Here is a 23,377-nt window from a genome sequence, read left to right as displayed (position 1 = left end):
ACTTTAGTAGATTTAATTGAATATTTATATTGTATTAGATTTGTATTTTCAATATAACACTAAGAAAATATTAATCGATACATTTCGTTGTTATGAAAAATATTTTCATTTATAATATAATGAAATCAAAATTTGGAAGCAGGGGATTATATGAAATTTGAGAATCGCATTCAACGCTATCATCATTTATTTACAAAGACAGACAAACAAATTGTTGAATATATTCAAAGTAATCATTTTGATGATTCATTTTCAACAATCAATTCATTGGCGCATGCGATTGGAACATCGCCAGCAACGATTACGCGCTTTAGTAATAAATTAGACTATGATAATTTCCAAGATTTAAAATTTAATTTACAGCAAGAAATGACGGATAAAGTGATAGAAAATAGTCCGTTGATTCAGCGTATTCATAAATATCATCAAGATATTATCCAACAAACTGGTGAATTTATATCTGATGAAAAAATTCAAAGTTTTGTAAATCAAATCATGAGAAGTAGACAAATTATTTATGCGGGTTTAGGTAGTTCTGGTTTATCTGCGACAGAGTTTTATTACAGAATGATGCGCATGGGATTAAAAGGTAGTGTATCGACAGATGCGCATCAAATGAAAATATTTGGATCATTATTAACAACTTCTGATACATTTGTTGCCATTTCAAATAGTGGGGAAACTGCTGAGTTAATTGCAGCAGCTGAAGTGGCACACGCGCGTGGGGCCTATGTGGTTGCTATAACAAATTACGAAGGTAGTACATTGACGGAATGTGCAGACTTGGTATTAATTACTACGGATCAATCAAGAATCAATGATTCAAGATTTATCAATACACAAATAGCGACACTTTTTTTAATAGATATTGTAAGTTATTTACTGTTAGATGACGATTATATGCATAATGTCTATCAACATACGAAAAAGACAGTGCTGAATGAATAGTATTTTATATGTAGGATGTTGTTACTTAAAAGCGCACTTTATCAAACCATATTTGGTTTTGATAAAGTGCGTTTTTTTAAATTATTAAAATTGTGAAACTGCACCAAATAGTGAAGCATGATTCTTAGTGTGTGTCGTTTTAATTTCGGCATGACCATATTCAGGTGGAAGGAAATTCTGAATTTTAGGAACGATATATTTAAGTAAAGTTTGATCTTGAGCAGAAATCCCTCCACCAATCAGAATTAAACCAGGATCATATATGATTTGTATTTGTGCTAGGCCTTCTGCAACATTAAAGCTCCATTCATTTAGAATATCTAAGGCGAGTTCATTGTCTTGATCCGCCAATTTAAATAGCATTGGCACATCATCGCTATAAGGAAATGATTTGGATTTCATTAAAGATTTAAGTGCTGTTGTAGAAGCGCGTTGTTCAAATGTTAATTGATCTTCAGAGCGATATAATAGGTAGCCAATCTCATTCGCACGATGACGTGTGCCATTGTATAAACCTAAAGTTTGATTATAAAAAGCACCACCAATACCAGTCCCCAAAGTAAGACAAAAAATGTTATCTACATCATATTGATGAAAATAAAGTTCTCCTAATAAAGCCGCATTAACATCATTGTAAATTTTGACATCCGCATTGAGTGATGCTAACAGTTTGGGGAAATTTGTGCCCCTAAAATTCGGAATGGTAGGGCCAGTATAATCAACCACGCCATTGGTTTCATCTATTACACCTGCGCTGGAAATGCCTACATGCAGTGGTGAAAGTTTATAGGTCATTTGAAAATGTTTAACAATGTCATAAACTTTGTCAACGATGTATTCATTTATATTATTCGGTGTGGGTATTTTTTGATAATCTACAAAATTTAAGCCGTTATCTAAAACAGCAGCTTTGATATCAGTGCCTCCGATATCAATTGCGACTTTATAATCCGTCATTTATATTGCCTCCTGTAATGTATTCAAATATATATGTATCATTTTTAAATTTAAAAGTGTAGCTATAATAACTTTGAAAAATATTTTCATTGAAATTTAGTATAAATGATGAATTTTTTCAAAATACTATTGATACACTTTATGGTAGCGTTTACAATTTGAACTGTAAATAGTATTAAACAAACATTTTTCAACTTGGATAAAGGAACACAGGGTTTTTAACAGAAGAATACTCATAAAAGCAAACGGAGGTTTATTTCATGGAAGATAAATTTAAAGGACTATATGCAGCATTATTAGTACCATTTGATGAAAATGGACAAGTGAAAGAAGAAGGGTTAGCACAAATTGACAAAAATGCGATTGAGACAGAAAAATTAGATGGCTTATATGTTAATGGTAGTTCAGGTGAGAATTTCTTGCTCAGTAAAGAACAAAAAGAAACAAGTCTTCAAAGTCGCAAAAGAAGCGGTCAATGACGATGTGAAAATGATTGCGCAAGTTGGCTCATTAGACTTAAATGAAGCGATTGAACTTGGTAAGTATGCTACAGAACTTGGGTATGATGCGATATCTGCAGTCACACCATTCTATTATCCATTTTCATTTGAAGAAATTAAAGACTATTATTTTGAACTTATTGAAGCTACACAAAATAACTTAATTATTTATGCAATTCCAGATTTAACGGGTGTAAATATTTCGATTGAACAATTTGGTGAACTTTTCAACCATGAAAAAATCATTGGTGTGAAATATACAGCGCCAAACTTCTTCTTATTAGAAAGAATTCGTAAAGCTTTTCCAGATAAATTAATCTTATCAGGATTTGATGAAATGTTAGTTCAAGCAGCAGTATCAGGCGTAGATGGTGCAATTGGTTCAACCTATAATGTCAATGGTGTGCGTGCAAGACAAATATTTGAAAAAGCGCAAAATGGCAATATTGCGGAAGCTTATGAAATTCAACACGAAACCAATAATATTATCGAAAATTTATTATCTATGGGGATTTATTCTACGTTAAAAGAGATTTTAGCATCACGTGGTATTGACGGCGGCGTACCTAAACGTCCATTTAAACCATTTAACGAAGCAAACAGAAGTAAATTAGACAAACTGATTAAAGACTATAATTTATAAGACATCGCGTAAGGGGATGAAGTAAATGCAACAAGTAGGTTTTGGGACGTGGAACTGGGTAGCTGTAATAGTTTATCTCGTATTAATGTTATTGGTGGGTGCGTATTTTACAAAACGAGCAAGTCAAAACACAGATAGTTTCTTTACAGCTAGTGGCCGTTTGCCTTCGTGGGCAGTTGGGTTCTCTATCTATGCAACGACATTAAGTGCGATTACATTTATGTCGACACCAGAAAAAGCATTTTTAACAGATTGGTCTTACATAGCTGGCAATATCACTAATGTAGCTATTATTCCATTGTTAATTTATTTTTATGTACCATTCTTTAAAAAAATTAAAGTTGACATCAACTTATGAATATTTAGAAGCACGATTTGGGCCGAATGTCCGTGTGATTGGGTCGTTGCTATTTGTATTGTTCCATTTAGGAAGGGTAGCTATTGTGATTTATTTAACGACGCTAGCGATTACTGCGGTTTCTGATTTAAATACTTATGTCGTAGCGAGTCTAGTAGGGATATTGTGTATTCTTTATACATTCCTTGGTGGTTTTGAAGGTGTGGTATGGAGTGACTTCATTCAAGGGGTCATCCTATTAGGTGGTGTTGCAGCAATCATTATCTTGGGTATTGTACATATCAAAGGTGGTATGGGAACTGTAGTGACGGACGCGCTAGATCATAAAAAATTAATCAGTGCAAATAATTGGAAGTTTAATACTGCCGCGGCAGCAATTCCTATTATTTTCTTAGGGAATATATTTAATAATTTGCATCAATATACTGCAAGTCAAGATGTTGTACAACGTTATCAAGCATCTGAATCCATGTCTGAAACGAAGAAATCATTATGGATGAATGGTGTTTTGGCATTGATTTCAGCCCCATTATTTTATGATATGGGGACAATGCTTTATTCCTTCTACACACATGAAAGTGCTTTGCCAGAAGGTTTTAATACATCATCGATTGTACCTTATTTCATACTGATAGAAATGCCACCATTTATTGCCGGATTACTTATTGCAGCAATATTTGCAGCTGCACAATCTACAATTTCATCAAGCTTAAATTCAATTTCAGCTTGTTTATCTGTCGATATCAAACATAGATTTTTCGGTAAAGGTAAAGAGAAAGACGAAGTTACTTTTGCTAGATGGATGATTATACTTTCTGGTTTATTTGGATTTGGTATGTCTATCTACTTAATTGCTTCAGATTATAATGACTTATGGGATTTATTCCTATTAATTACAGGCCTTGTAGGTGTGCCATTGGCGGGTGTATTTGCTGTAGGTATCTTTACGAAACGAACAAATACCCTAGGCGTTATATGCGGTTTGGCGTTAGGTATTATCTTCGCTTATATCTTCAATGGTATTGGCGGTGGCAATTCGCCATTCTTTGTATCCATTATTTCATTCCTAGTTGCATTTATCTTCTCTTATCTAATCAGTATTGTAATACCTGGTAAGAAAAAAGATATTGTTGGCTTAACTATTTTTGATATTAAAGAAAAATGAAATTACGTTTCTAAAATACATGTGAAGAAATAGATAAGTAAAGCTTATCAGTGTAGTACACACTGGTAAGCTTTTTATTGTAATTTATTTTTTAATTAGCAATTAAATATGCGAAGAATCTCAAGATAGAAAATGTAAAATAAATTTGACATTTTCTAGTAGGATAGTTATATTAATAATGTAAAAAACCTTTGACATTTAGGATTGTTAAATATGAATATTCTACTATTTGGAGTTGTATTGATTTTTTCATGTATTTGGACTTGGTTTACCAATAAATTTTTACCAAAAGAAACTTTAGACCAACACAAAGGTAGATCGAAATATGATGAAAGACAAAGTAAAATGTTTGTAGAAATACTAGCTAAAAGTTTTATTTGGCTCGTGTACTGTTTGTTGTTTATATTTATACTAAGAACCTTTGGTTGGTTTGATATGGATGGAGCATTAATATCGACATATCCTGAAATTATATTCTTGGTTATTGGTCTATTTCTACTACTATTTAATTATTTAACTACGCGTTCAAAGTACACTTTTAAGGATTGATTAAATGAAAAATAAAATTAAAGTATATAGAAAACGTACTGGTGTTTCTCAAGAAAATTTGAGTGAAAAATTGGGAGTATCAAGGCAAACAATCAATGCTATAGAAAATGATAAATATGACCCTTCATTGTCATTAGCATTTAAACTCGCGAAGTTATTTGATGTGACAGTAGATGAACTTTTTTCTTGAAATAAATATGAAAAAATAAATAATTTTAAAAAGATTTAGTTAAATTAGGCAAAAAATTTTCAATTTGAGTCATATGCGATTAATATATACTTATTAAATTTAAAAAAGTGAGGTACTGACCAAATGTCTACATTAGTCATTATTGCACATCCAGATATTAGCAATTCAACTGTGAATAAGCATTGGAGAGATGCACTTTCTAAGATAGGTGAGTCTGTCACAGTACATGAAATCTATGCAGAATATCCACATGGCAAAATTGATATCGAAAAAGAACAAAAACTGATAGAAGCGCATGATCATATTATTTTTCAATATCCATTATATTGGTATAGTTCTCCACCATTAATGAAACAGTACTTAGATGAAGTCTTTACACATGGTTGGGCATATGGTTCTAAAGGAGACGCCTTAAAAGGAAAGAATATAGGATTGGCGATTTCTATTGGGTCAATAGCAGAAGCCTATACACCAGAAGGTAATGTGAAATTTACAATTGATGAATTAGTGAGTCCGATGATTGCAACGACACTATTTGTATCTGCAAACTATGTTGGTGCGCATAAGCTATACAGTGCATTTACTATTGCGCCTAGTCAATTAGAAGAGAATACGCAAGATTATTTGAACTTTATTCAATCATTAAACAAGTAATTAAAGATAATCTAAGACAAATTTTTTCGTTTATGGTTATATTTAACATGATTGAATTGAAGCGGTAAAGTATAGGTATTTATAATATGGTTTCATACCTACAGGGTGGAACAAGCGAAATCTTATTAAAAGAGATTGCTGTTTGACTCTGTTTTTTTATGAATTCAGCTATTATGTAAGGGATTTACTTTGAATCAAACTACAATATCGATATAATAATAGATAAACATATAAATTGAAAGATTTGAGGGGACACTATGATAAAAGCAATTGCAGTTGATATGGATGGTACATTTTTAAATACGCAAAAAACATACGATGAAGAACGATTTGAACGTATATTTCAGCAATTAAAAACGCAGCAGATTAAGTTTATAGCTGCTAGTGGTAACCAATATGCGAAATTGAAATCAATTTTCGGAGAACGAGCGATGTACTTTGTGGCAGAAAATGGTGCGGTTATTTATGAAGGGGATAAATTATATGATTATCAAACATTCGATAGAGACTTTTATCAGCAAGTGGTAGATTATTTAAATATTGAAAGAGGTATCAATAACTTAATTGTATGCGGATTAAGTAGTGCCTATATTTTAAAGGAAAATCCTGAGTCGTTTAAAAAAGATGCACATTTTTATTATCGTCAATTAGAAGAAATTCATTCTTTACAACACTTACCCGAAGATGAGTATGTGAAGATAGCATTTAACATAAACCGTGAGACGCATCCTACACTTGATGAGGATCTTAAAGCGCGTTTTCATGGTAAGTTAGAATTTGTATCTAGTGGACATGATAGTATTGATATCATTATCCCTGGTGTAACAAAAGGGAACGCATTAAAACGTTTATTGAACACATGGCAACTCGACGCGTCAGAATTAATGGCGTTTGGTGATGCAAATAATGATTTAGATATGTTGCTATTAGCCGAGCATAGTTATGTGATGGAGAATAGTGAAGATCATTCGTTGTTTGAAGCAGCAAAACATGTGGCACCCTCGAATGATAAGCAAGGTGTGTTAAGCGTGATTGAATCCGAAGTATTAAACAAACCGATTTGATTGTGTTATAAAACATATTGTTTTAATACGAATTTCAAAATTGCTACACTACATATATAAATGATTAATTTGAAAGGTAGGTTTCAAAAAGTGATAACTCAAATGCAACAAACGATTTTAGATGCTTTTAATTTTAGACATGCAACAAAACGCTTTGATGCAAACAAAAAAATTTCAGAGAGTGATTTTAATACAATTTTAGAAACGGGGAGACTTTCACCCAGTTCACTAGGCTTAGAGCCTTGGAGATTTGTAGTTATTCAAAATCGTGAAATTAGAGATAAACTTAAAGCAATCAGTTGGGGTGCACAAGGGCAACTTGATACAGCAAGTCATTTTGTATTAATTTTAGCACGCAAAAATGTAACTTCACAATCAGATTACGTACAACATATGATAAGAAATGTAAAAAAATATAGTGAAGCGAGCATTCCAGCTACAGAAAAGAAATTTGATGATTTTCAAACTAACTTTCACATTAATGACAATGACCAATCTTTATTAGATTGGGCGAGAAAACAGACTTATATTGCACTGGGTAACATGATGACAAGTGCAGCATTATTAAATATCGATTCATGTCCAATAGAAGGCTTTGATTTAGATGCGGTCACACAATTTTTAACTGATGAAGGCATTATAGACGAAGCGCATTTTGCGCCATCTGTTATGGTGGCTTTTGGTTATAGAGAAACGGAACCGAAAGATAAAGTACGCCAAACACAAGATGATATCGTAGAATGGTTAGAATAAATGAAGAAAAGCTTGGTGCAGTTGCACCAAGCTTTTTATATTATAAATCACGTGCATTCGATTGAATTAAAGCTTTATACCAGTCAAAAGAATCTTTTTTAATACGTTTTTTAGTACCTTGACCGTAATCATCTTGATCTACATAAATGAAGCCATAGCGTTTAGTCATTTCACTCGTTGACATTGATACTAAATCAATAGGCCCCCATGCAAGGTAACCCATTAAATCAACGCCATCTTCAACGGCTCTTTTTGCTTCAGCAATATGTTTTTGTAAATAATCAATGCGATAATTATCATGAATTTGGCCATCTTCAATAGTGTCTTTTGCACCTAACCCATTTTCAACAATGAATAACGGTTTATTATAACGGTCCCACAATTCATTTAAGACGATTCTGAGTCCGATTGGATCGATTTGCCAGCCCCAATGGGATGCTTCTAAGTAAGGATATTTTATCTACACATGCATCGGATTTCACATGTTTTTGTTGCAATACTTGTAGCAATGATTCATCAGTCACTTCGTTTAGTGACTCATGGTTAATTAACCTTTGGCTGAAAAATTTGAGGTGAGTCATAAATCTGGAGTAGCTTAGGGCATCTTCATTAATGTGTAAATTAAAGTGATAGCGCACAATATCTAAAATACTTTTGGTAATCTTTGTGATTTCATATATATTTGCGATATTTTCATCCATACTTGCGTTGACAATATGCATAGCAATAAATCCAGCCTCATCTTTAGGTAACTGAATATCAAAGCGGCGGTTAATGGTCTCAACTGCGTTTATTGATAAATCATATTCTTTAGGATAGAGTCTGTTGATTTCGTATAATAATGGATTTTTAATAATGTGACCTTCTCTGGTTCTTTTAATAGCGTAATCTATGTGGTCCGTTAGTGATAGGTAAATAGATTCTGACATAGGTTTTTCATAAAGCTGATTGGCTTTGATAATAATATCTTGAGTCGTTAATAAGACATTTTGATCGATTTCATTAAGTAACGTAAGCATACGTTCTTGTTCTTCGCTTGTGATTCTAAAAACTTTATCAATTTTGTCTTTTTCTAGCTCTTGACCATTTTGTTTGCCACAGGGAATCCCTTTTCCCATGACGATACGTTCTTCATTGTTAATCTTTGAAATAACCACATTGTTATTCAGTATTTTAGTAATTTTCATAATAAATATAACATCCCTTATTTATTAACTTAGTAATAAAAATGATTATATATTTAATATAGAGTAGATGTTTATCATAAGTCAAAAAGAAACGCCGATATCGTTTCTGAAAACAATAAAAAGCAGTGCGCATTCAACTTGAATGAACACTGCTTTTGCAATCAATGTCATAACATCTTCCTAGCATCAATTAGTCTTTATCAGCAACGAGTTGTGTATTGCTATGAACTAAAATTTCGAAACCTTCTGGTCCAATAAATTGTGTTTCTTGTGCATTTGGTTTATATATTTCTATATGTGTTAAGCCTAAACTTTGGCTATTGTTTTGGCGTAATATATTGGATTGCCAAGTATTAAAAGCAATGTGGTGGTGGTAATGATTAGTTGACATAAATACAGCCTGTGGTAAATCAGAAACGTGGTCTAAGCCGAGTTCGTCGAGATAATAATGACGGGATTGACCTATATCAGCAGCTTTTAAGTGTAGGTGACCAATTTTTGCATCATCTGGCATACCTTGCCATCCATTTTCACTTCTTTGTTCAACTAAGTCATTCGCATCGACTTCGAGCGTATCCATCTTCACTTTATTGTCATTCCAAATCCAACCTGCTTTAGGTCTATCATAATAAATTTCAATCCCATTACCTTCAGGGTCTGCAAAATAAAGCGCCTCACTGACAAGGTGATCGCCACCGCCAACTTGAACACCTGTACTTGCAGCATGATATAAGAAATTACCGAGATCTTGACGTGTCGGTAATAAGAGCGCCATGTGAAATAGTCCTGATTCTCTCATAGAGGGACGACGTCCGTTTTCTATTTCATTTAGTGTTAGCGTATGTCCGTGTGCGCCGACATTAAAGGTAACGGCATGATTTGTTTCGTGTTTAATAGTTAACCCTAAAATTTGTGTGTAGAATTTAATCATATTTTTCAAATCTGAGACGTTTAATGTGATATTTGTTACTTGCGTTGCATTTTTATCGTGGAAAGTCATAATTTAGCTCCTTATTCATTGCATGTATTTATAATTATTACAAGTTGAATTCTAGTATAAAAAATATACTAAGTCAATACACAAAGCTTGGAAAGTATAAAAAATATATTTGGTGGCATTAAAAGATTCGTTTTTGTAAAATGGGTATAACACAATGTATTAAATCCAAAAGAATAGGATGTTATAGATGACACACTATTATTTTAAAGAAAACTTTTTCAATGCTTCTAGATCAGCGATAGAAATTTATAATGATAAAGAAGATGTAGTGTTTACCATCGAACTGTTTTATACGTCGGCTGTACAACAAACAATGGCATATTTAGGTAATAACAAGCAGAACTTTGAGATTACAGATGGTCAAGATACCTATCGTGTGTTGCAAGAGGGTGCTATTAAAACACCTTTTAAGACAGTCTGGACAGTTGAAAAGAATAATCAACCCATAGGCCTATTTCGTTCAAAAATGGGGCTCAAACCAACTATGTATTTTGAAGGGACTCAAGGAGGTATAATAAAATTTCAGTCAGGATTTTTTTCGAGAAGTGTAAAGGTGACAAAGCGTAATCAAGAAATTACGCAAACAGAATCAGAGCGATTTAAATTTGCTTCCAGGCACGATGTGTATATAGAAACGGAAACATATCATCCGGCTATGTTAATACTATTGTTCCAAGTGTTTTATGAATTTCAGGAAAAACAACGTAAAAATGCAAACTAGGTTAACAATAGCATAATACAAAGCTAGAACTTGAGATATGGCAAATGTCTCAAGTTCATTTTTTAAATTCAATGGAAATCTGTGGATAGTTAGTGTGTAATATATCCATTCTATTTACAGATGTTAAGTTGTGGTAAAATATGAGACACGTATTGTATGGACTGATATAAAGCATGGATGTCCATAATAGTTGATAGATTTGTTATTAAATCATGATTTTATGGAGGTGGCGTGATGAAAGTATTCTTGAAATTAGGTTGGTTTTTTAAACAACAAAAAACGAGTTATCTCATAGGCTTAGGCACCTTATTGTTAATCGCATTAATTGAAATTGTACCGCCTCAAATCATTGGTCGTACAATTGATGAGATGACTTCTAATAGATTAACGCCTCGATTATTAGCCATTTATTTATTCATACTTGTTATTACTGCAATATTAACTTATGTTCTCAGATATGTATGGAGATTATCTATATTTGGAACAAGTCAAAAATTAGGTAAGATATTAAGGACCTATCTATATAAAAAATATACAGAAATGAGTGCTATCTTTTTCCAAAATAGAAGAACGGGTGATCTGATGGCACATGCTACGAATGATATCAGAGCTGTTCAAAATGCTGCAGGTGCAGGTATTTTAATGATTGCAGATTCGTTGATAACTGGTGGCACAGTCATTATCACGATGGCAACAACAGTCAGTTGGAAATTAACGTTAATTGCCATGATTCCACTTCCATTTATGGTATTGCTTACCAGCATTTATGGTTCGCTACTAAGTAAAGGATTTAAAAAAGCACAAGCTGCGTTTAGTAAACTAAATGATAAGACACAAGAGAGTGTGGCAGGTATTAAAGTAACTAAAACATTTGGCTATGAACCAAGTGATCAGGCGGATTTTAAGCATTTAAGTGATGATGTTGTTGCGAAAAATTTGAAAGTATCAAAAATAGATGCACTTTTTGATCCGACGATTACTTTAGTCATAGGTATGAGTTATTTCTTATCAATTGCATTCGGTGCGCAGATGGTTTTTCATAATGATATCAGCTTGGGGCAGTTAATCACATTTAATACATATCTTGGCATGCTGGTATGGCCTTTACTAGCGCTAGGCCTGTTTTTTAATATTGTCCAAAGAGCTAAAGCATCATATGAACGTATTGAGGAAATTGGCGAACTACCTAATGATATCGATACTTCATATGTCATTGATGAACGTCCTCAAGGGGATATAAGGTTTAATATAAATCAGTTTCATTTCCCGGGTAATGAGGATCAAGGTATTTATGATATTCATTTTACAATTAAAGAAGGTTCTACAGTTGGTATTGTTGGTCGTACAGGTTCAGGTAAGAGTGCATTAATTAGGTTATTATTACGAGAATTTGATACACAACACGCTCAAGATATTGAATTTGGTGGACATCCCATTCGTGATTACAATGTTGAGTTATTAAGAGCTCAATTTGGTTATGTGCCACAAGAACATTTTTTATTTTCAACAACCATACGTAATAATATTGCATTTAGTAATGAAACGATTGACGATGAGAAAATATTTGAAGCTAGCAAGCTTAGTCACATTCACGATGATATCATGCAATTTTCTAAAGATTACCAAACCGTAGTAGGCGAACGTGGTGTATCGTTATCAGGTGGTCAAAAGCAACGTGTTTCTATTGCACGTGCGCTACTCGTTAATCCAGAAATACTCATTTTAGATGATTCATTATCAGCAGTAGATGCACAAACAGAAGAAGCCATATTAGAAAATTTGGAACATCTGAGAAGCGGTAAGACCAATATTATAACGGCACATAGAATGAGTGCTGTAAAACACGCCGATTTAATTATAGTAATGAATGAAGGCCGTATCATCGAGCGTGGTAATCACGCAACACTGATGAGTAAAAAAGGTTGGTATTATGATACTTACCAGGCTCAAGCATTACAAGAGCAACTGTCTCGCAACTTGGATAGTCTAACGAAAGGGGATGGTGAAAATGACTGAAAATGCTAATCTAACAGCAAAAGATCAAGGTAGCGCACTCATTAGGTTATTTAAATACACCTTACCCTATAAATGGATTATTGTTTTGGCCTTTATTACGCTCATATTATCAACGATTGCTAGTATGATGACACCTTATATGGTGAAAATTTTCATCGATGATTATTTAACACCACGCCATTTTCCTAAAGAGACAATGGTATGGTTGATTGTTATTTTTATTAGCATACAGTTGATTGGCGCTATCACCCTTTACTTTAGCCAATATTTATTTCAATATTTAGCATTTAAAGTAATTCAACAATTAAGGATTGATGCATTTAATAAGCTGGGTAAATTAGGTATGAGATACTTTGATAAAGTACCTGGTGGTAGCATTGTTTCTCGACTTACAAATGATACAGAAACGATTGTTGATATGATTGTAGGTGTTTTTTCCACATTTATAATGGCATTCTTTATGATGATTTCAAGTTACATCATGATGTTTGTGTTAGATGTCAAATTAGCTTTAATTGCGCTCATTTTTTTACCTATCATAATGATAATATTAGCAAGTTATAGAAAGTATTCTGCTTTTTTATTTTCAAAGTCAAGACAACGGTTATCTGATTTAAATTCGAAGTTAGCGGAATCTATAGAAGGCATGAAAATTATCCAAGCCTTTAATCAAGAACGCCGATTAAATAAAGAATTTAATAAGATTAATGATGAACATTATCAATATATGTTAAAAACTGTTAAATTAGACAGTCTTTTACTTCGCCCTGCAATCAGTTCTATTTCAATTTTTGCGGTTGTAATGATTCTTGGATACTTTGGAGTAATCAGCTTTACTACTGGCATCACTGCAGGTGTGGTGTTTGCTTTTGTACAATATATGGAACGTTTTTTTGAACCTATCAATCAAGTAAGTCAAAATTTAAATATACTGCAACAAGCGCTGGTTTCAGCAAGTAGAGTGTTTGCACTCATCGATGATGATACGTATGAACCACAACAAGAAGCAAACAATGACAATGCTATTGAGACCGGTGAAATCGAGTTCGACAATGTGAGCTTTAGTTATGACGGAGAAACAGACGTGTTAAAAAACATTAGTTTGACCGCGAAACCAGGAGAAATGATTGCGCTTGTCGGTCATACAGGTTCTGGTAAAAGTTCTATCATCAATCTCTTCATGCGTTTCTATGAATTCAATCGCGGTGATATTAAAATAGACGGCAATTCAATTAAAAAGATACCAAAAACAGAATTGAAAGAAAAAATTGGCTTGGTTTTACAAGATGCCTTTATGTTCTATGGCACGATAGCTTCAAATATTAAACTTTATCATCCTTCAATGACATTTGAACAAGTGAAAGCAGCAGCAGAGTTTGTTCATGCAAATCATTTTATTGAAAAACTGCCAAATCAATATCAACATAAAGTGATTGAGAAAGGTAGCGCATTTTCAAGTGGTGAAAGACAGTTGATTGCTTTTGCAAGAACGATTGCAACAAATCCTAAAATCCTAATTTTAGATGAAGCCACAGCGAATATAGATTCAGAAACAGAGGAACAAATCCAACAATCTTTGAATAAAATGAGAAAAGGCCGTACGACATTAGCGATTGCCCACCGATTATCTACAATTCAAGATGCTGATCAAATATTTGTATTAAATAAAGGGGAAATTGTTGAACGTGGTACGCATGCACAATTGATAGCACAAAAAGGTATTTATCATAATATGTATTTATTACAGAATGGATAAAACTGTTATCATAATTAATTTAAATATAAGTATAGGCATAGGATGACGAGTGTGAAACTCGATGTCCTATGCCTATATTAATAGGTCCAATGTTTGATTAACCGACATACACATCTTGATATTCATCATGTTTTTCAATAACACTTTTAGCAAATGGACATGTAGCAGATACTTTTAAATTATTGTCACGTGCGTAATCAACAACAGCTTTAACTAACTGAGAACCAATACCTTGGCCGCCCATTTCTTCTGGTACACCAGTGTGGTCAATATCGATTTGATTATCATTTTGTTGGTTAAAAGTAATTTGAGCTTGTGGATTATTTTCGTCATCACCAATGTAAAATTTGTTTGTACCTTGTTTAATTTCAGCCATAATATCGCTCCTTAATTTTTGTCTATAGTTATTAAATATCACATTTGAGCGACTATTAAACATTTTGTGATTGAATGAAATGAGAAGAAATGTAATAGATTGAGTTAAAAGCATTGAAATATTGCAAAAATAAGTTTATAGTTTTAACGAAATAATTTCGATTTGGAGGGGCGTTTTTTGAAGAAAAGTATAATAATCATGCTGACATGTGTAATGATGACTACATTAAGTGCGTGTGGTAACATCAATAAAAGTGAGAAAAAAGACGTCAGTACAAATAATAAACTTAAAATATATACAACAGCTTTTGCTTTTCAAAGTTTTACGGAGCAAATTGGTGGCAAATATGTAGATGTTGAATCAATTTATCCGCCTGGCGCAGATATGCATTCTTTTGAGCCAACACAAAAAGAAATGGTGAATATTGCTAAGAGCGATTTATTTATTTATTCTAATCAAGATATGGATCCTGTCGCTAAAAAAATTGCGGGCTCAATCAATAATGAGCATCTAAAATTACCTGTAGCAGCGAATTTAAAGCAAGCTGATTTATTATCAAATCATGAACATGACCATGAGCACGAAGGACACGAAGCGCATGAAGAACATGATGAACATGAAGGGCATGATCACGAAGAGGGCAGCAAAGATCCACATATTTGGCTAGACCCAGTTCTAAACAAAAAGATGGTGAAAGCGATCAAGGATGACTTAGTGAAAAAAGATTCACGCCATAAAGCATATTATGAAAAACGTTATAAACAACTTATTGCTGATTTGGATGATATTAATCATAAAATGAAAGATATTACTTCAAATCCTAAACGAGATACAGTAGTGATTTCGCATGATTCTATTGGTTATTTAGCCAATCGTTATGGATTTAAGCAAGAAGGTGTCAGTGGTATGAATAATGAAGAACCTAGTCAAAGGGATTTAATGGCTATTGTTAAGCGCATTGATGATACAAAACAACCATATGTGCTTTATGAACAAAACATCTCTTCTAAAGTAACAGATGTTATTCAGAAAGAATCTAACACAACACCGCTTAGCTTGCACAATATGGCTACACTATCTAAAAAAGAAATGAATGATAAAGATATAACCTATCAATCACTTATGAAAGAAAATATTAAATCATTGGATAAAGCATTAAATCATTAATTAGAAAAAGGCGCGCATAACCATTTATGAACTGTCATAAATAAGCTATGTGCACCTTTTTTATTTTGAGCACTTTTCCGTCAGTATCAATCTAATGAACTTATATTATAAAAATAATAGTCGGTATTAACAAAAGGCATGGTCTAAGTTAGTTAATCATATCTAATATAAGAAACAGTTGTATTATAATACGCTTCTAAGCCATGAATACCATCAGCGCCACCTAAGCCAGATTCTCTCCAACCAGCATGAAAACCATTAACTACTTCTTCGGCTTCACAATTGGCAGAAACTTCAACAAATTTAAGTTTTTCAGTAGCTAACATAATTTCTTTTAAGTTTTCAGAAAAGATATATGATGATAAGCCTGCATTCGTATCATTGGCTTGGTTAAGCGCATGTTCAAATTCAGAATATGTCACAATTGGTAAAACAGGACCGAATATTTCTTCTTTGAACGCACTGTCTTCGGGATTGATATGATCTAAAATAGTAGGAGCATAAAAGAAACCAGAACGCTTAATTTTATGAACACCAGTGATTTATTGAGCACCATTTTATACAGCATTTTGTACTTTGTCATCTATACTGTCAAGTTGTTGTTGATTAATAATGGCACCATAATCTGTAGATTCATCAAACGGATCGCCGACTGTTAATTGTTCCATTTGAGCTTTCAATTTGTCGATAAATGTATCGTGAACATCTTGGTGGACAAAAATACGCTCAGGACAAGTGCAAACTTGACCAGCATTATTTATTCTTGCTGTAACAATATAATTAACGGCTTTATCTAAGTCAGAATTTGGTGTAACGATAACTGGCGCGTTACCTCCAAGCTCTAAGGTCACTTTTTTGACTGTAGAGGCACTTTCAGCATAGACAGACTTGCCAGCGCGCATACTACCGGTTAATGAAATGAGTTGGATATCAGGATGTTGTGCTAGTTGCGTTCCTACAGTTTCACCTGTACCTGGTAATATTTGTACTAGGCCAGCAGGTATCGTTGAGGCACGTAGTAATTCTGCGATTTTTAATGTAATTAAAGAAGTTGCTTCACTTGGTTTAATGACAACAGAGCAACCAGTAATAACAGCAGGAATCACTTTTCTCATCAAGACCATAATTGGCGCATTCCAAGGTACAATGCCTGCAGTTACACCAATCGGTTTTTCGTTAGTAAAATGGTTTCATTTTCACGACTATTTTGTAAAACTTCTCCTTTATTATTCATACTCAATCCAGTCATATAGTCAATGAATTGAATAGCTCTATCAATTTCACCTTTTGCTGAAGCTAAGGTTTTACCTTGCTCTTTAACATAAAGTTCAGCTAATGTATCTTTGTTTTGTTCTAATAATGGAATGAGCAATTTAACATGATCAGCGCGTGTAGGCTCTGGTGTTTTTTCCCATTCTAATTGAGCTTGTTTGGATTTTTCTACAGCATCATTGACTTCGGCTTCCGTTGCAAATGTAATCGTATCTATTTTTTTCTCTTGTTGCAGGGTTGATAACATCCATTGTGTCAGTAGATTTACTTGCTATAAATTCATTGTTTATAAATAATTGATTCAATTGTGACACCTCCACAATATATACATAACACTTAAGTAATGTTGAAAAACCGAACGCTTGATTTTCATTGAAACGTACATTCAATATATTATTTTATATGTCCAACTGAAAGTGCTTAAAACGGACTAATGCTAAATTTGGAGCGGGTGATATATTTTTTATACTTATATGTTGACAGAAAGTGAATAGCCCATTATAATTTATCTCGAATTCGAAATAAATTTAGGGAGTAGGTGAATAAAGTGGATCGTACACAAATATCTTTAAATACATTTGTTGGTTTAAATCGAACCTTAGATCATCTAATGAAAATCGTTAAAACAGATGTGCAACGTTATGGATTAAATGTAACAGAATTTGCTGTAATGGAGCTGCTTTACAATAAAGGTGACCAACCCATTCAACGCATCGGTAATCGTGTATTAATAGCAAGTAGTAGTATTACGTATGTCGTAGATAAATTAGAAGAAAAAGGCTGTGTAGTTAGACAACGTAATGAGAAAGATAAGCGTGTGACGAATGCATCTTTAACCGATAAGGGACGTAGTATGATGGATGAAATATTCCCAGATCATGCATCAACATTAGAATCTACTTTTTCAGTACTAACAGATGAAGAAATAACGGTATTACAAACAGCTTTAAAAAAATTAAGTGCTCAACCGATTGAATAAAAGGGCACTTAAAATTTTTATCAAAAATTACTTCGAAATCGAGATAATTATAAGAGAGAGGCGTTTATTATGACAAATAACCAATTATTAGGTATTCATCATGTCACAGCAATGACAGATGATGCGGAAAGAAACTATCAATTTTTCACAGAAGTATTAGGTATGAGACTCGTTAAGAAAACAGTAAATCAAGATGATATTTATACGTATCATACATTTTTTGCGGATGACGAAGGCTCGCCTGGAACGGATATGACATTCTTTGATTTTCCTAATATTCCTAAAGGGGCAGCAGGTACAAATTCAATTACACGTCCTTCATTTAGAGTGCCAAACGATGAAGCGTTGGAATATTATGAGCAACGATTTGACGAATTTAATATTAAACATGAGGGTATACAATCACTCTTTGGTACAAAGGTATTACCGTTTGAAGAGGTAGATGGTCAAAGTTACCAACTGGTGTCTGATGAGCATAATAAAGGTGTGGCACCAGGTAAACCATGGAAAAATGGTCCAGTACCAATGGATAAAGCAATCTATGGTCTAGGTCCTATCGAAATTACCGTGAGTTATTTTGAAGATTTTATGAAAATACTTGAAGATGTATTTGGCATGACAGTCTTAACTAAAGAAGACGGAGTAGCCATTTTAGAAGTCGGTGAAGGGGGTAATGGGGGTCAAGTTATCTTAAGGAAAGATACAGATGGACCTGAAGCAAGACAAGGTTATGGTGAGGTGCATCATGTATCATTTAGACTAAAAGATCATGCAACAATCGTACAATGGTTAGAAAAATATCAAACATTAGGTATCGGTAATTCTGGTTTAGTAGATCGATTTTATTTTGAAGCGTTATATGCACGAATAGGACATATATTAATTGAAGTTTCTACAGATGGACCTGGATTTATGGGTGATGAGCCTTATGAAACATTGGGTGAAAGTCTAGCTTTACCACCATTTCTAGAACCACAAAGAGCCTATATTGAATCAGAAATACGTCCGTTTGATACAAGCAGATAAAAGGACTTTTGGTTAGAGTAAACCACCATAGCATAAGATATAAAGGGAAATTTAAATTCAAATATTTAAGGAGGTAATTTTATGGAAGCAATTCAACATATTCATCATATTTCAGCAATTGTAGGTAATCCAGAAGAAAATATTCGATTTTACAGAGATGTATTAAATCTAAAATTAATTAAAAAAACGGTTAATTATGATGATCCATCCACTTATCATCTTTACTTCTCAAATGGAAATATTGAAAATGGTACGATTTTAACGTTTTTCAATTGGCCAAATGCACATAAAGGTCGTAAAGGAAATGGGCAAGTCGAACGCATTGCTTTTAGAATACCTAAAAACTCAAGGGATATTTGGAAAGCACATTTACAAGCACATCAAATTGAAGTAGTAGAAACTAGATTGTTTGATCGTGAAACATTAGAATTTAACGATACACATGACTTACCTTTAGCACTAGTTGAAGCAGATGACGATAACGACCAAACTGACGCACAGAGTATCATTGGATTTCATGGGGTGACTTTATTATCTAGTCATCCTAAGGCAACGTTGAATACACTAGTAAACGATATGGGTCTTCATAAAGTGAACGAAGATGACAATGTGGTACATGTTGAAACAAAAGGCCATTGGCAACATCATGTGATTATCAAAAAAGAAAGCGCTCAAATGAATGTTCGTTGGGGTGTTGGTGTTGTTCATCACATTGCTTGGTCAGTTCCAACTGATAAAGTACAACGAGAATGGTTAGTTAAAATGACTGGTAAAGGTTATCATGTGACTGACGTTAAAGATCGCAACTATTTCAAAGCTATTTATATGAAAGAGCAGGGTGGCATTATCTTTGAATTTGCGACAGAAGGCCCTGGTTTTACAGTGGATGAACGATTTGAAACATTAGGTACGCATTTAGTATTACCACCTCAATTTGAAGACAGAAGAGAAACGATACTTCAATTGCTACCACCTATTCGTATATAGAAAATAGATATAAGAGGAGGCACACTTGATATGGAACATATTTTTAGAGAAGGTGAAGCAAATGCACCTACATTGATTTTACTACATGGGACAGGTGGAGATGAAAGTGATTTATTACCATTAAGTCAGCTACTTAACCCTAAGTATAATGTGTTAAGTATAAGAGGTGAAGTATCTGAGAATGGAATGAACCGTTTCTTCAAACGTCACGGTGAAGGACAATACGATATAGAGGATTTAAACTTTCGAACAGATAGACTCATTGCATTTTTAAAAGAAGCTGCTGAACGCTATGGTTTTGATTTATCGCTAGCAATTCCTGTAGGTTTTTCAAACGGTTCTAATATTGCAATCAGCATGATTTTACATCAAGACATTTCATTTCAAACAGCACTGTTATATGCACCACTTTATCCGGTGAATGACGCCAATGATAAAGATTTAAGTGGTATGCATGTATTACTTTCAATGGGCGAACATGACCCAATTGTTACAAGCAAAGATAGTCAAAATGTCATTGATTTATTCGAAAACCGTGGTGCAAATGTCACGCAAGTTTGGGTAAATAGTCACGAACTGACTCAAGCAGGTGTGGTAGCCGGTCGAGACTTATTAAACAATATTTTTAAATAAATTACCAATATAAGTCACCATTTGTTACACATGATACAAAGTGTAGATGGCTTGTGGCGATTTCAATTTTAGAAAATGAAGTCAATCTAGACTATAATATATGGATAATAGAAAAGGTGGCGATCATTATGAATCATCAAGCGTTGATAGTGATGGATATGCAAAATGGTATTGTAAATGGTTTGCAGCAAAAAGAAAATATAATAGCTAATAATCAAAAAGTAATTGAGACTGCACGTCGTAATAGTATGCCAGTCATTTTTGTACGTGTTGCGTTTACAGGGGAATATATGGAAGTTTCACCAAATAATAAAATGTTTTCGCAAATGAAAGCAAAAGGCGTGCCTATGAATAAACAAGATGAATCAACTCAAATTGTTGAAGCGTTGAATCGCCAAGCAAAGGAACCCCTTGTAACGAAGCATCGATTAAGTGCGTTTACTGGTAGTAATTTAGAGGTGTTATTACGCGGTTTGCAAGTTGATCATCTTGTACTTACAGGTGTGAGTACAAGCGGTGTCGTATTATCTACAGCAGTTGAAGCGGCAGACAAAGATTATAAGCTAACGCTATTATCAGATGCAATGGCCGATCAAGATGTAGAAAAACATCAATTTTTAATCGACAAAATATTAACGCGTTATGCAGATGTGACAACAGTAGAAGCATGGTGTAACAGTTAAAATAAAAATAAATGCCCTATGTTATATTTCAAACATTTACATGACTTTAGCATTAATCATGTCGTTGAAATCATAACATAGGGCTTTATAGTTACATAAGGCCGATGAGTTTCATCCATAAAGAGCCGATACCTAACCATACAATAAAGTAAAATATCGCAAGTACGGCATTCATCGTCCACCATCGATTTTGAGAAACATAGCCTGCTGAATATAAAATAGGTGCAGGACCACTACTATAATGTGTAGTAGATGCCATTAAATTACCGAAGAAACCTAACATTAACGCACTGAAAAGTGGTGGTGCACCAGTAGCGATAGCGACGCCTAATAATGCTGAGTACATAGCACTTACATGCGCGGTTGAACTAGCAAATAAATAATGAGAATAGAAGTAGAATAAGATTAATAGTACTAACACGATTGGCCAACTAAGACCTCCTAAACTACCTGAGATAGACTTACTTAGCCAAGGAATAAAGCCCAGTTCATTAAGTTGATTAGCCATCATTACTAATATTGAGAACCATACTAATGTATTCCAAGAACCAGTTTCTTTGAGTACGTCACTCCAAGTAAGGACACCGGTAATGAGTAATAAGGATAGTGCGATAAAAGCGGTTAATGTCGCATTGATATTTAACGTGCTACCTAATACCCAAAGTGCAAGTGCAACGAGAAAGATGCTAACCATAAATTTTTCACTGGTCGCCATTTTACCCATATCTTTAAGCTCGTTTTGAGCCCAAGATTTCGCATTAGCAGTTTCTTTAATTTCTGGAGGATACATTTTATAAATAATTAATGGCACAAGGATTAACGATATGATACCAGGGATGAGTGCTGCAATAAACCATTGCATCCAGGTAATATCTACGCCTTGATGTTTCGCTAAAGATTGAGCCAAAGGGTTGCCTGCCATAGCAGTAAGAAACATGGCAGCTGTAATAAGGTTGCCGTGGAATTCTGTAAAGATAAGGAATCCACCCATTTTACGTTGGGTACCATCTTCAGGTTTTGATCCAAATGAACGGGAAAGTGCATTAATGATTGGAAACATAATACCACCAGCACGTGCTGTATTACTTGGTGTGGCAGGTGCTAAGATTAAATCTACACCAATCAATGAATAGCCCAAGCCTAAAGTTTTCTTACCAAATAATTTAACAAATTGTAAGGCGATGCGTCGGCCTAGACCTGTTTTTACAAATCCTCTTGAAATAAAAAATGCCATTGCTATAAGCCAAATACTACTATTTCCAAATCCAGAAACTGCAGTGTCTATCTTAACGGTTTGCGTTAATACCGCGAGTGTAAAACCAATCATTGCAACGGCGCCTATTGGAAGTGGTTGTGTAATACAACCAATAATTGTTGCTACAAAAATTGCAAACATATGCCATGCGCCAACATCTAAGCCTTCTGGTCTAATTGGGGTAAGTAGCCAGATAATGATACCAATCAATATGGGAAAGATAAATTTTCTGTAGTGGATGTCACTATTCATATTATGATGCACCTTTCTTGTCCTTTTATTTGATAAAAAACTAAATATAGTACAAGTATATGATATTAAAATAGTATTTAAGAAAACTAGCGTAGAAGACGCAACTAAAGCGCTTACCACACTATATTTAACATCATATCCTATTAATTTATTATAAGATTTTTCATAATAATTATAGTTCTGTCAAAACCTTATGTAAAGCTAGCTTTTAGAAAAATAATGGCAACATCATTAACTTATAGCGTATAAGTTAATGATGTTGCCATTTACAGAGATATTTTATTGT

Annotated in this window: 20 protein-coding genes and 4 pseudogenes; 17 read left to right on the top strand and 7 right to left on the bottom strand. The window is 33.6% G+C overall.

The features are described from left to right. Positions 1-150 precede the first annotated feature (150 nt). Entirely contained in the window at positions 151-948 is a 798-nt protein-coding gene (locus tag ACP7BT_RS08525) for a MurR/RpiR family transcriptional regulator (RefSeq protein ID WP_037537659.1), read from the top strand. A gap of 84 nt (positions 949-1,032) precedes the next feature. Here ACP7BT_RS08525 and ACP7BT_RS08520 read toward each other — a convergent pair whose 3' ends face one another. Next, positions 1,033-1,905, bottom strand: a complete 873-nt coding sequence (locus tag ACP7BT_RS08520) for an ROK family protein (protein WP_041079322.1) — start codon at positions 1,903-1,905, stop codon at positions 1,033-1,035. A gap of 260 nt (positions 1,906-2,165) precedes the next feature. Here ACP7BT_RS08520 and ACP7BT_RS08515 point away from each other — a divergent pair. The 7 genes and pseudogenes from ACP7BT_RS08515 to ACP7BT_RS08485 all read left to right on the top strand — a co-directional run bounded on the left by ACP7BT_RS08515 (position 2,166) and on the right by ACP7BT_RS08485 (position 7,781). Then, a pseudogene (locus tag ACP7BT_RS08515) lies at positions 2,166-3,048 on the top strand (N-acetylneuraminate lyase). A 25-nt stretch (positions 3,049-3,073) separates the two neighbouring features. Beyond that, a pseudogene (locus tag ACP7BT_RS08510) lies at positions 3,074-4,571 on the top strand (sodium:solute symporter). A gap of 213 nt (positions 4,572-4,784) precedes the next feature. Then, positions 4,785-5,120: a hypothetical protein gene (locus ACP7BT_RS08505; protein ID WP_037537662.1), complete on the top strand. Its 336-nt coding sequence runs from the start codon at positions 4,785-4,787 to the stop codon at positions 5,118-5,120. Positions 5,121-5,124: 4 nt separating this feature from the next. Then, complete coding sequence (locus ACP7BT_RS08500; protein ID WP_002482335.1) at positions 5,125-5,310, top strand: helix-turn-helix transcriptional regulator; 186 nt, start codon at positions 5,125-5,127, stop codon at positions 5,308-5,310. A 123-nt stretch (positions 5,311-5,433) separates the two neighbouring features. After that, positions 5,434-5,964, top strand: a complete 531-nt coding sequence (locus tag ACP7BT_RS08495; RefSeq protein ID WP_041079320.1) for an NAD(P)H-dependent oxidoreductase — start codon at positions 5,434-5,436, stop codon at positions 5,962-5,964. A 257-nt stretch (positions 5,965-6,221) separates the two neighbouring features. After that, entirely contained in the window at positions 6,222-7,028 is an 807-nt protein-coding gene (locus tag ACP7BT_RS08490) for a Cof-type HAD-IIB family hydrolase (RefSeq protein ID WP_041079318.1), read from the top strand. 93 nt (positions 7,029-7,121) lie between these two features. Next, positions 7,122-7,781 (top strand): NAD(P)H-dependent oxidoreductase, encoded by a 660-nt coding sequence (locus ACP7BT_RS08485; RefSeq protein WP_037537761.1) that lies wholly within the window; start codon positions 7,122-7,124, stop codon positions 7,779-7,781. Between the two features lie 40 nt (positions 7,782-7,821). Here ACP7BT_RS08485 and ACP7BT_RS08480 read toward each other — a convergent pair. The 3 genes and pseudogenes from ACP7BT_RS08480 to ACP7BT_RS08470 form a co-directional block, all read right to left on the bottom strand. Beyond that, positions 7,822-8,241 (bottom strand): annotated as a pseudogene (locus tag ACP7BT_RS08480) (family 1 glycosylhydrolase); the annotation flags it as partial. Then, positions 8,165-8,968, bottom strand: a complete 804-nt coding sequence (locus ACP7BT_RS08475) for a PRD domain-containing protein (protein ID WP_080773280.1) — start codon at positions 8,966-8,968, stop codon at positions 8,165-8,167. The gene ACP7BT_RS08475 and the pseudogene ACP7BT_RS08480, both read right to left, overlap by 77 nt. A gap of 190 nt (positions 8,969-9,158) precedes the next feature. Beyond that, the gene (locus tag ACP7BT_RS08470) at positions 9,159-9,968 is read right to left on the bottom strand and encodes a VOC family protein (RefSeq protein ID WP_002482342.1); all 810 of its coding nucleotides are present in this window, start codon (positions 9,966-9,968) and stop codon (positions 9,159-9,161) included. Positions 9,969-10,155: 187 nt separating this feature from the next. Between ACP7BT_RS08470 and ACP7BT_RS08465 the strand changes: the two genes are divergently transcribed. The 3 genes from ACP7BT_RS08465 (at position 10,156) to ACP7BT_RS08455 (ending at position 14,461) form a co-directional block, all read left to right on the top strand. After that, a complete protein-coding gene (locus tag ACP7BT_RS08465) occupies positions 10,156-10,689 on the top strand; it encodes a tubby C-terminal domain-like protein (RefSeq protein ID WP_041079316.1) in 534 nt (177 codons plus the stop codon). Positions 10,690-10,923: 234 nt separating this feature from the next. Continuing rightward, positions 10,924-12,705: an ABC transporter ATP-binding protein gene (locus ACP7BT_RS08460; RefSeq protein ID WP_041079314.1), complete on the top strand. Its 1,782-nt coding sequence runs from the start codon at positions 10,924-10,926 to the stop codon at positions 12,703-12,705. Then, positions 12,698-14,461, top strand: a complete 1,764-nt coding sequence (locus ACP7BT_RS08455) for an ABC transporter ATP-binding protein (RefSeq protein WP_041079312.1) — start codon at positions 12,698-12,700, stop codon at positions 14,459-14,461. The genes ACP7BT_RS08460 and ACP7BT_RS08455 overlap by 8 nt, the downstream gene beginning before the upstream one ends. 97 nt (positions 14,462-14,558) lie before the next feature. Here ACP7BT_RS08455 and ACP7BT_RS08450 read toward each other — a convergent pair whose 3' ends face one another. Then, positions 14,559-14,840, bottom strand: a complete 282-nt coding sequence (locus tag ACP7BT_RS08450; RefSeq protein ID WP_172439371.1) for a GNAT family N-acetyltransferase — start codon at positions 14,838-14,840, stop codon at positions 14,559-14,561. A 174-nt stretch (positions 14,841-15,014) separates the two neighbouring features. Between ACP7BT_RS08450 and ACP7BT_RS08445 the strand changes: the two genes are divergently transcribed. Beyond that, positions 15,015-16,004, top strand: a complete 990-nt coding sequence (locus ACP7BT_RS08445; protein ID WP_041079310.1) for a metal ABC transporter solute-binding protein, Zn/Mn family — start codon at positions 15,015-15,017, stop codon at positions 16,002-16,004. A gap of 152 nt (positions 16,005-16,156) precedes the next feature. Here the strand turns inward: ACP7BT_RS08445 and ACP7BT_RS08440 are convergent. Then, positions 16,157-17,527 (bottom strand): annotated as a pseudogene (locus tag ACP7BT_RS08440) (aldehyde dehydrogenase family protein). Between the two features lie 296 nt (positions 17,528-17,823). On the opposite strand from ACP7BT_RS08440, the gene ACP7BT_RS08435 reads away from it, so the two are divergent. The 5 genes from ACP7BT_RS08435 to ACP7BT_RS08415 all read left to right on the top strand — a co-directional run bounded on the left by ACP7BT_RS08435 (position 17,824) and on the right by ACP7BT_RS08415 (position 21,584). Further along, positions 17,824-18,255 (top strand): MarR family winged helix-turn-helix transcriptional regulator, encoded by a 432-nt coding sequence (locus ACP7BT_RS08435; RefSeq protein ID WP_037537676.1) that lies wholly within the window; start codon positions 17,824-17,826, stop codon positions 18,253-18,255. Between the two features lie 69 nt (positions 18,256-18,324). Beyond that, positions 18,325-19,281 (top strand): ring-cleaving dioxygenase MhqE, encoded by a 957-nt coding sequence (gene mhqE, locus ACP7BT_RS08430; protein WP_041079308.1) that lies wholly within the window; start codon positions 18,325-18,327, stop codon positions 19,279-19,281. A gap of 81 nt (positions 19,282-19,362) precedes the next feature. Continuing rightward, positions 19,363-20,268: a VOC family protein gene (locus ACP7BT_RS08425; protein WP_011302366.1), complete on the top strand. Its 906-nt coding sequence runs from the start codon at positions 19,363-19,365 to the stop codon at positions 20,266-20,268. Between the two features lie 30 nt (positions 20,269-20,298). Further along, complete coding sequence (gene mhqD, locus ACP7BT_RS08420) at positions 20,299-20,901, top strand: methylhydroquinone degradation carboxylesterase MhqD (protein WP_011302367.1); 603 nt, start codon at positions 20,299-20,301, stop codon at positions 20,899-20,901. A 128-nt stretch (positions 20,902-21,029) separates the two neighbouring features. Beyond that, positions 21,030-21,584, top strand: a complete 555-nt coding sequence (locus ACP7BT_RS08415) for a cysteine hydrolase family protein (protein WP_041079306.1) — start codon at positions 21,030-21,032, stop codon at positions 21,582-21,584. Between the two features lie 91 nt (positions 21,585-21,675). Here ACP7BT_RS08415 and ACP7BT_RS08410 read toward each other — a convergent pair whose 3' ends face one another. Continuing rightward, entirely contained in the window at positions 21,676-23,091 is a 1,416-nt protein-coding gene (locus ACP7BT_RS08410) for an anion permease (protein WP_041079305.1), read from the bottom strand. Positions 23,092-23,377: the final 286 nt, after the last annotated feature.

This window comes from Staphylococcus sp. Y174-1, from assembly GCF_049897865.1.
Lineage (GTDB): Bacteria > Bacillota > Bacilli > Staphylococcales > Staphylococcaceae > Staphylococcus > Staphylococcus saprophyticus.
This window is presented reverse-complemented; position numbering and strand designations above follow the sequence as displayed.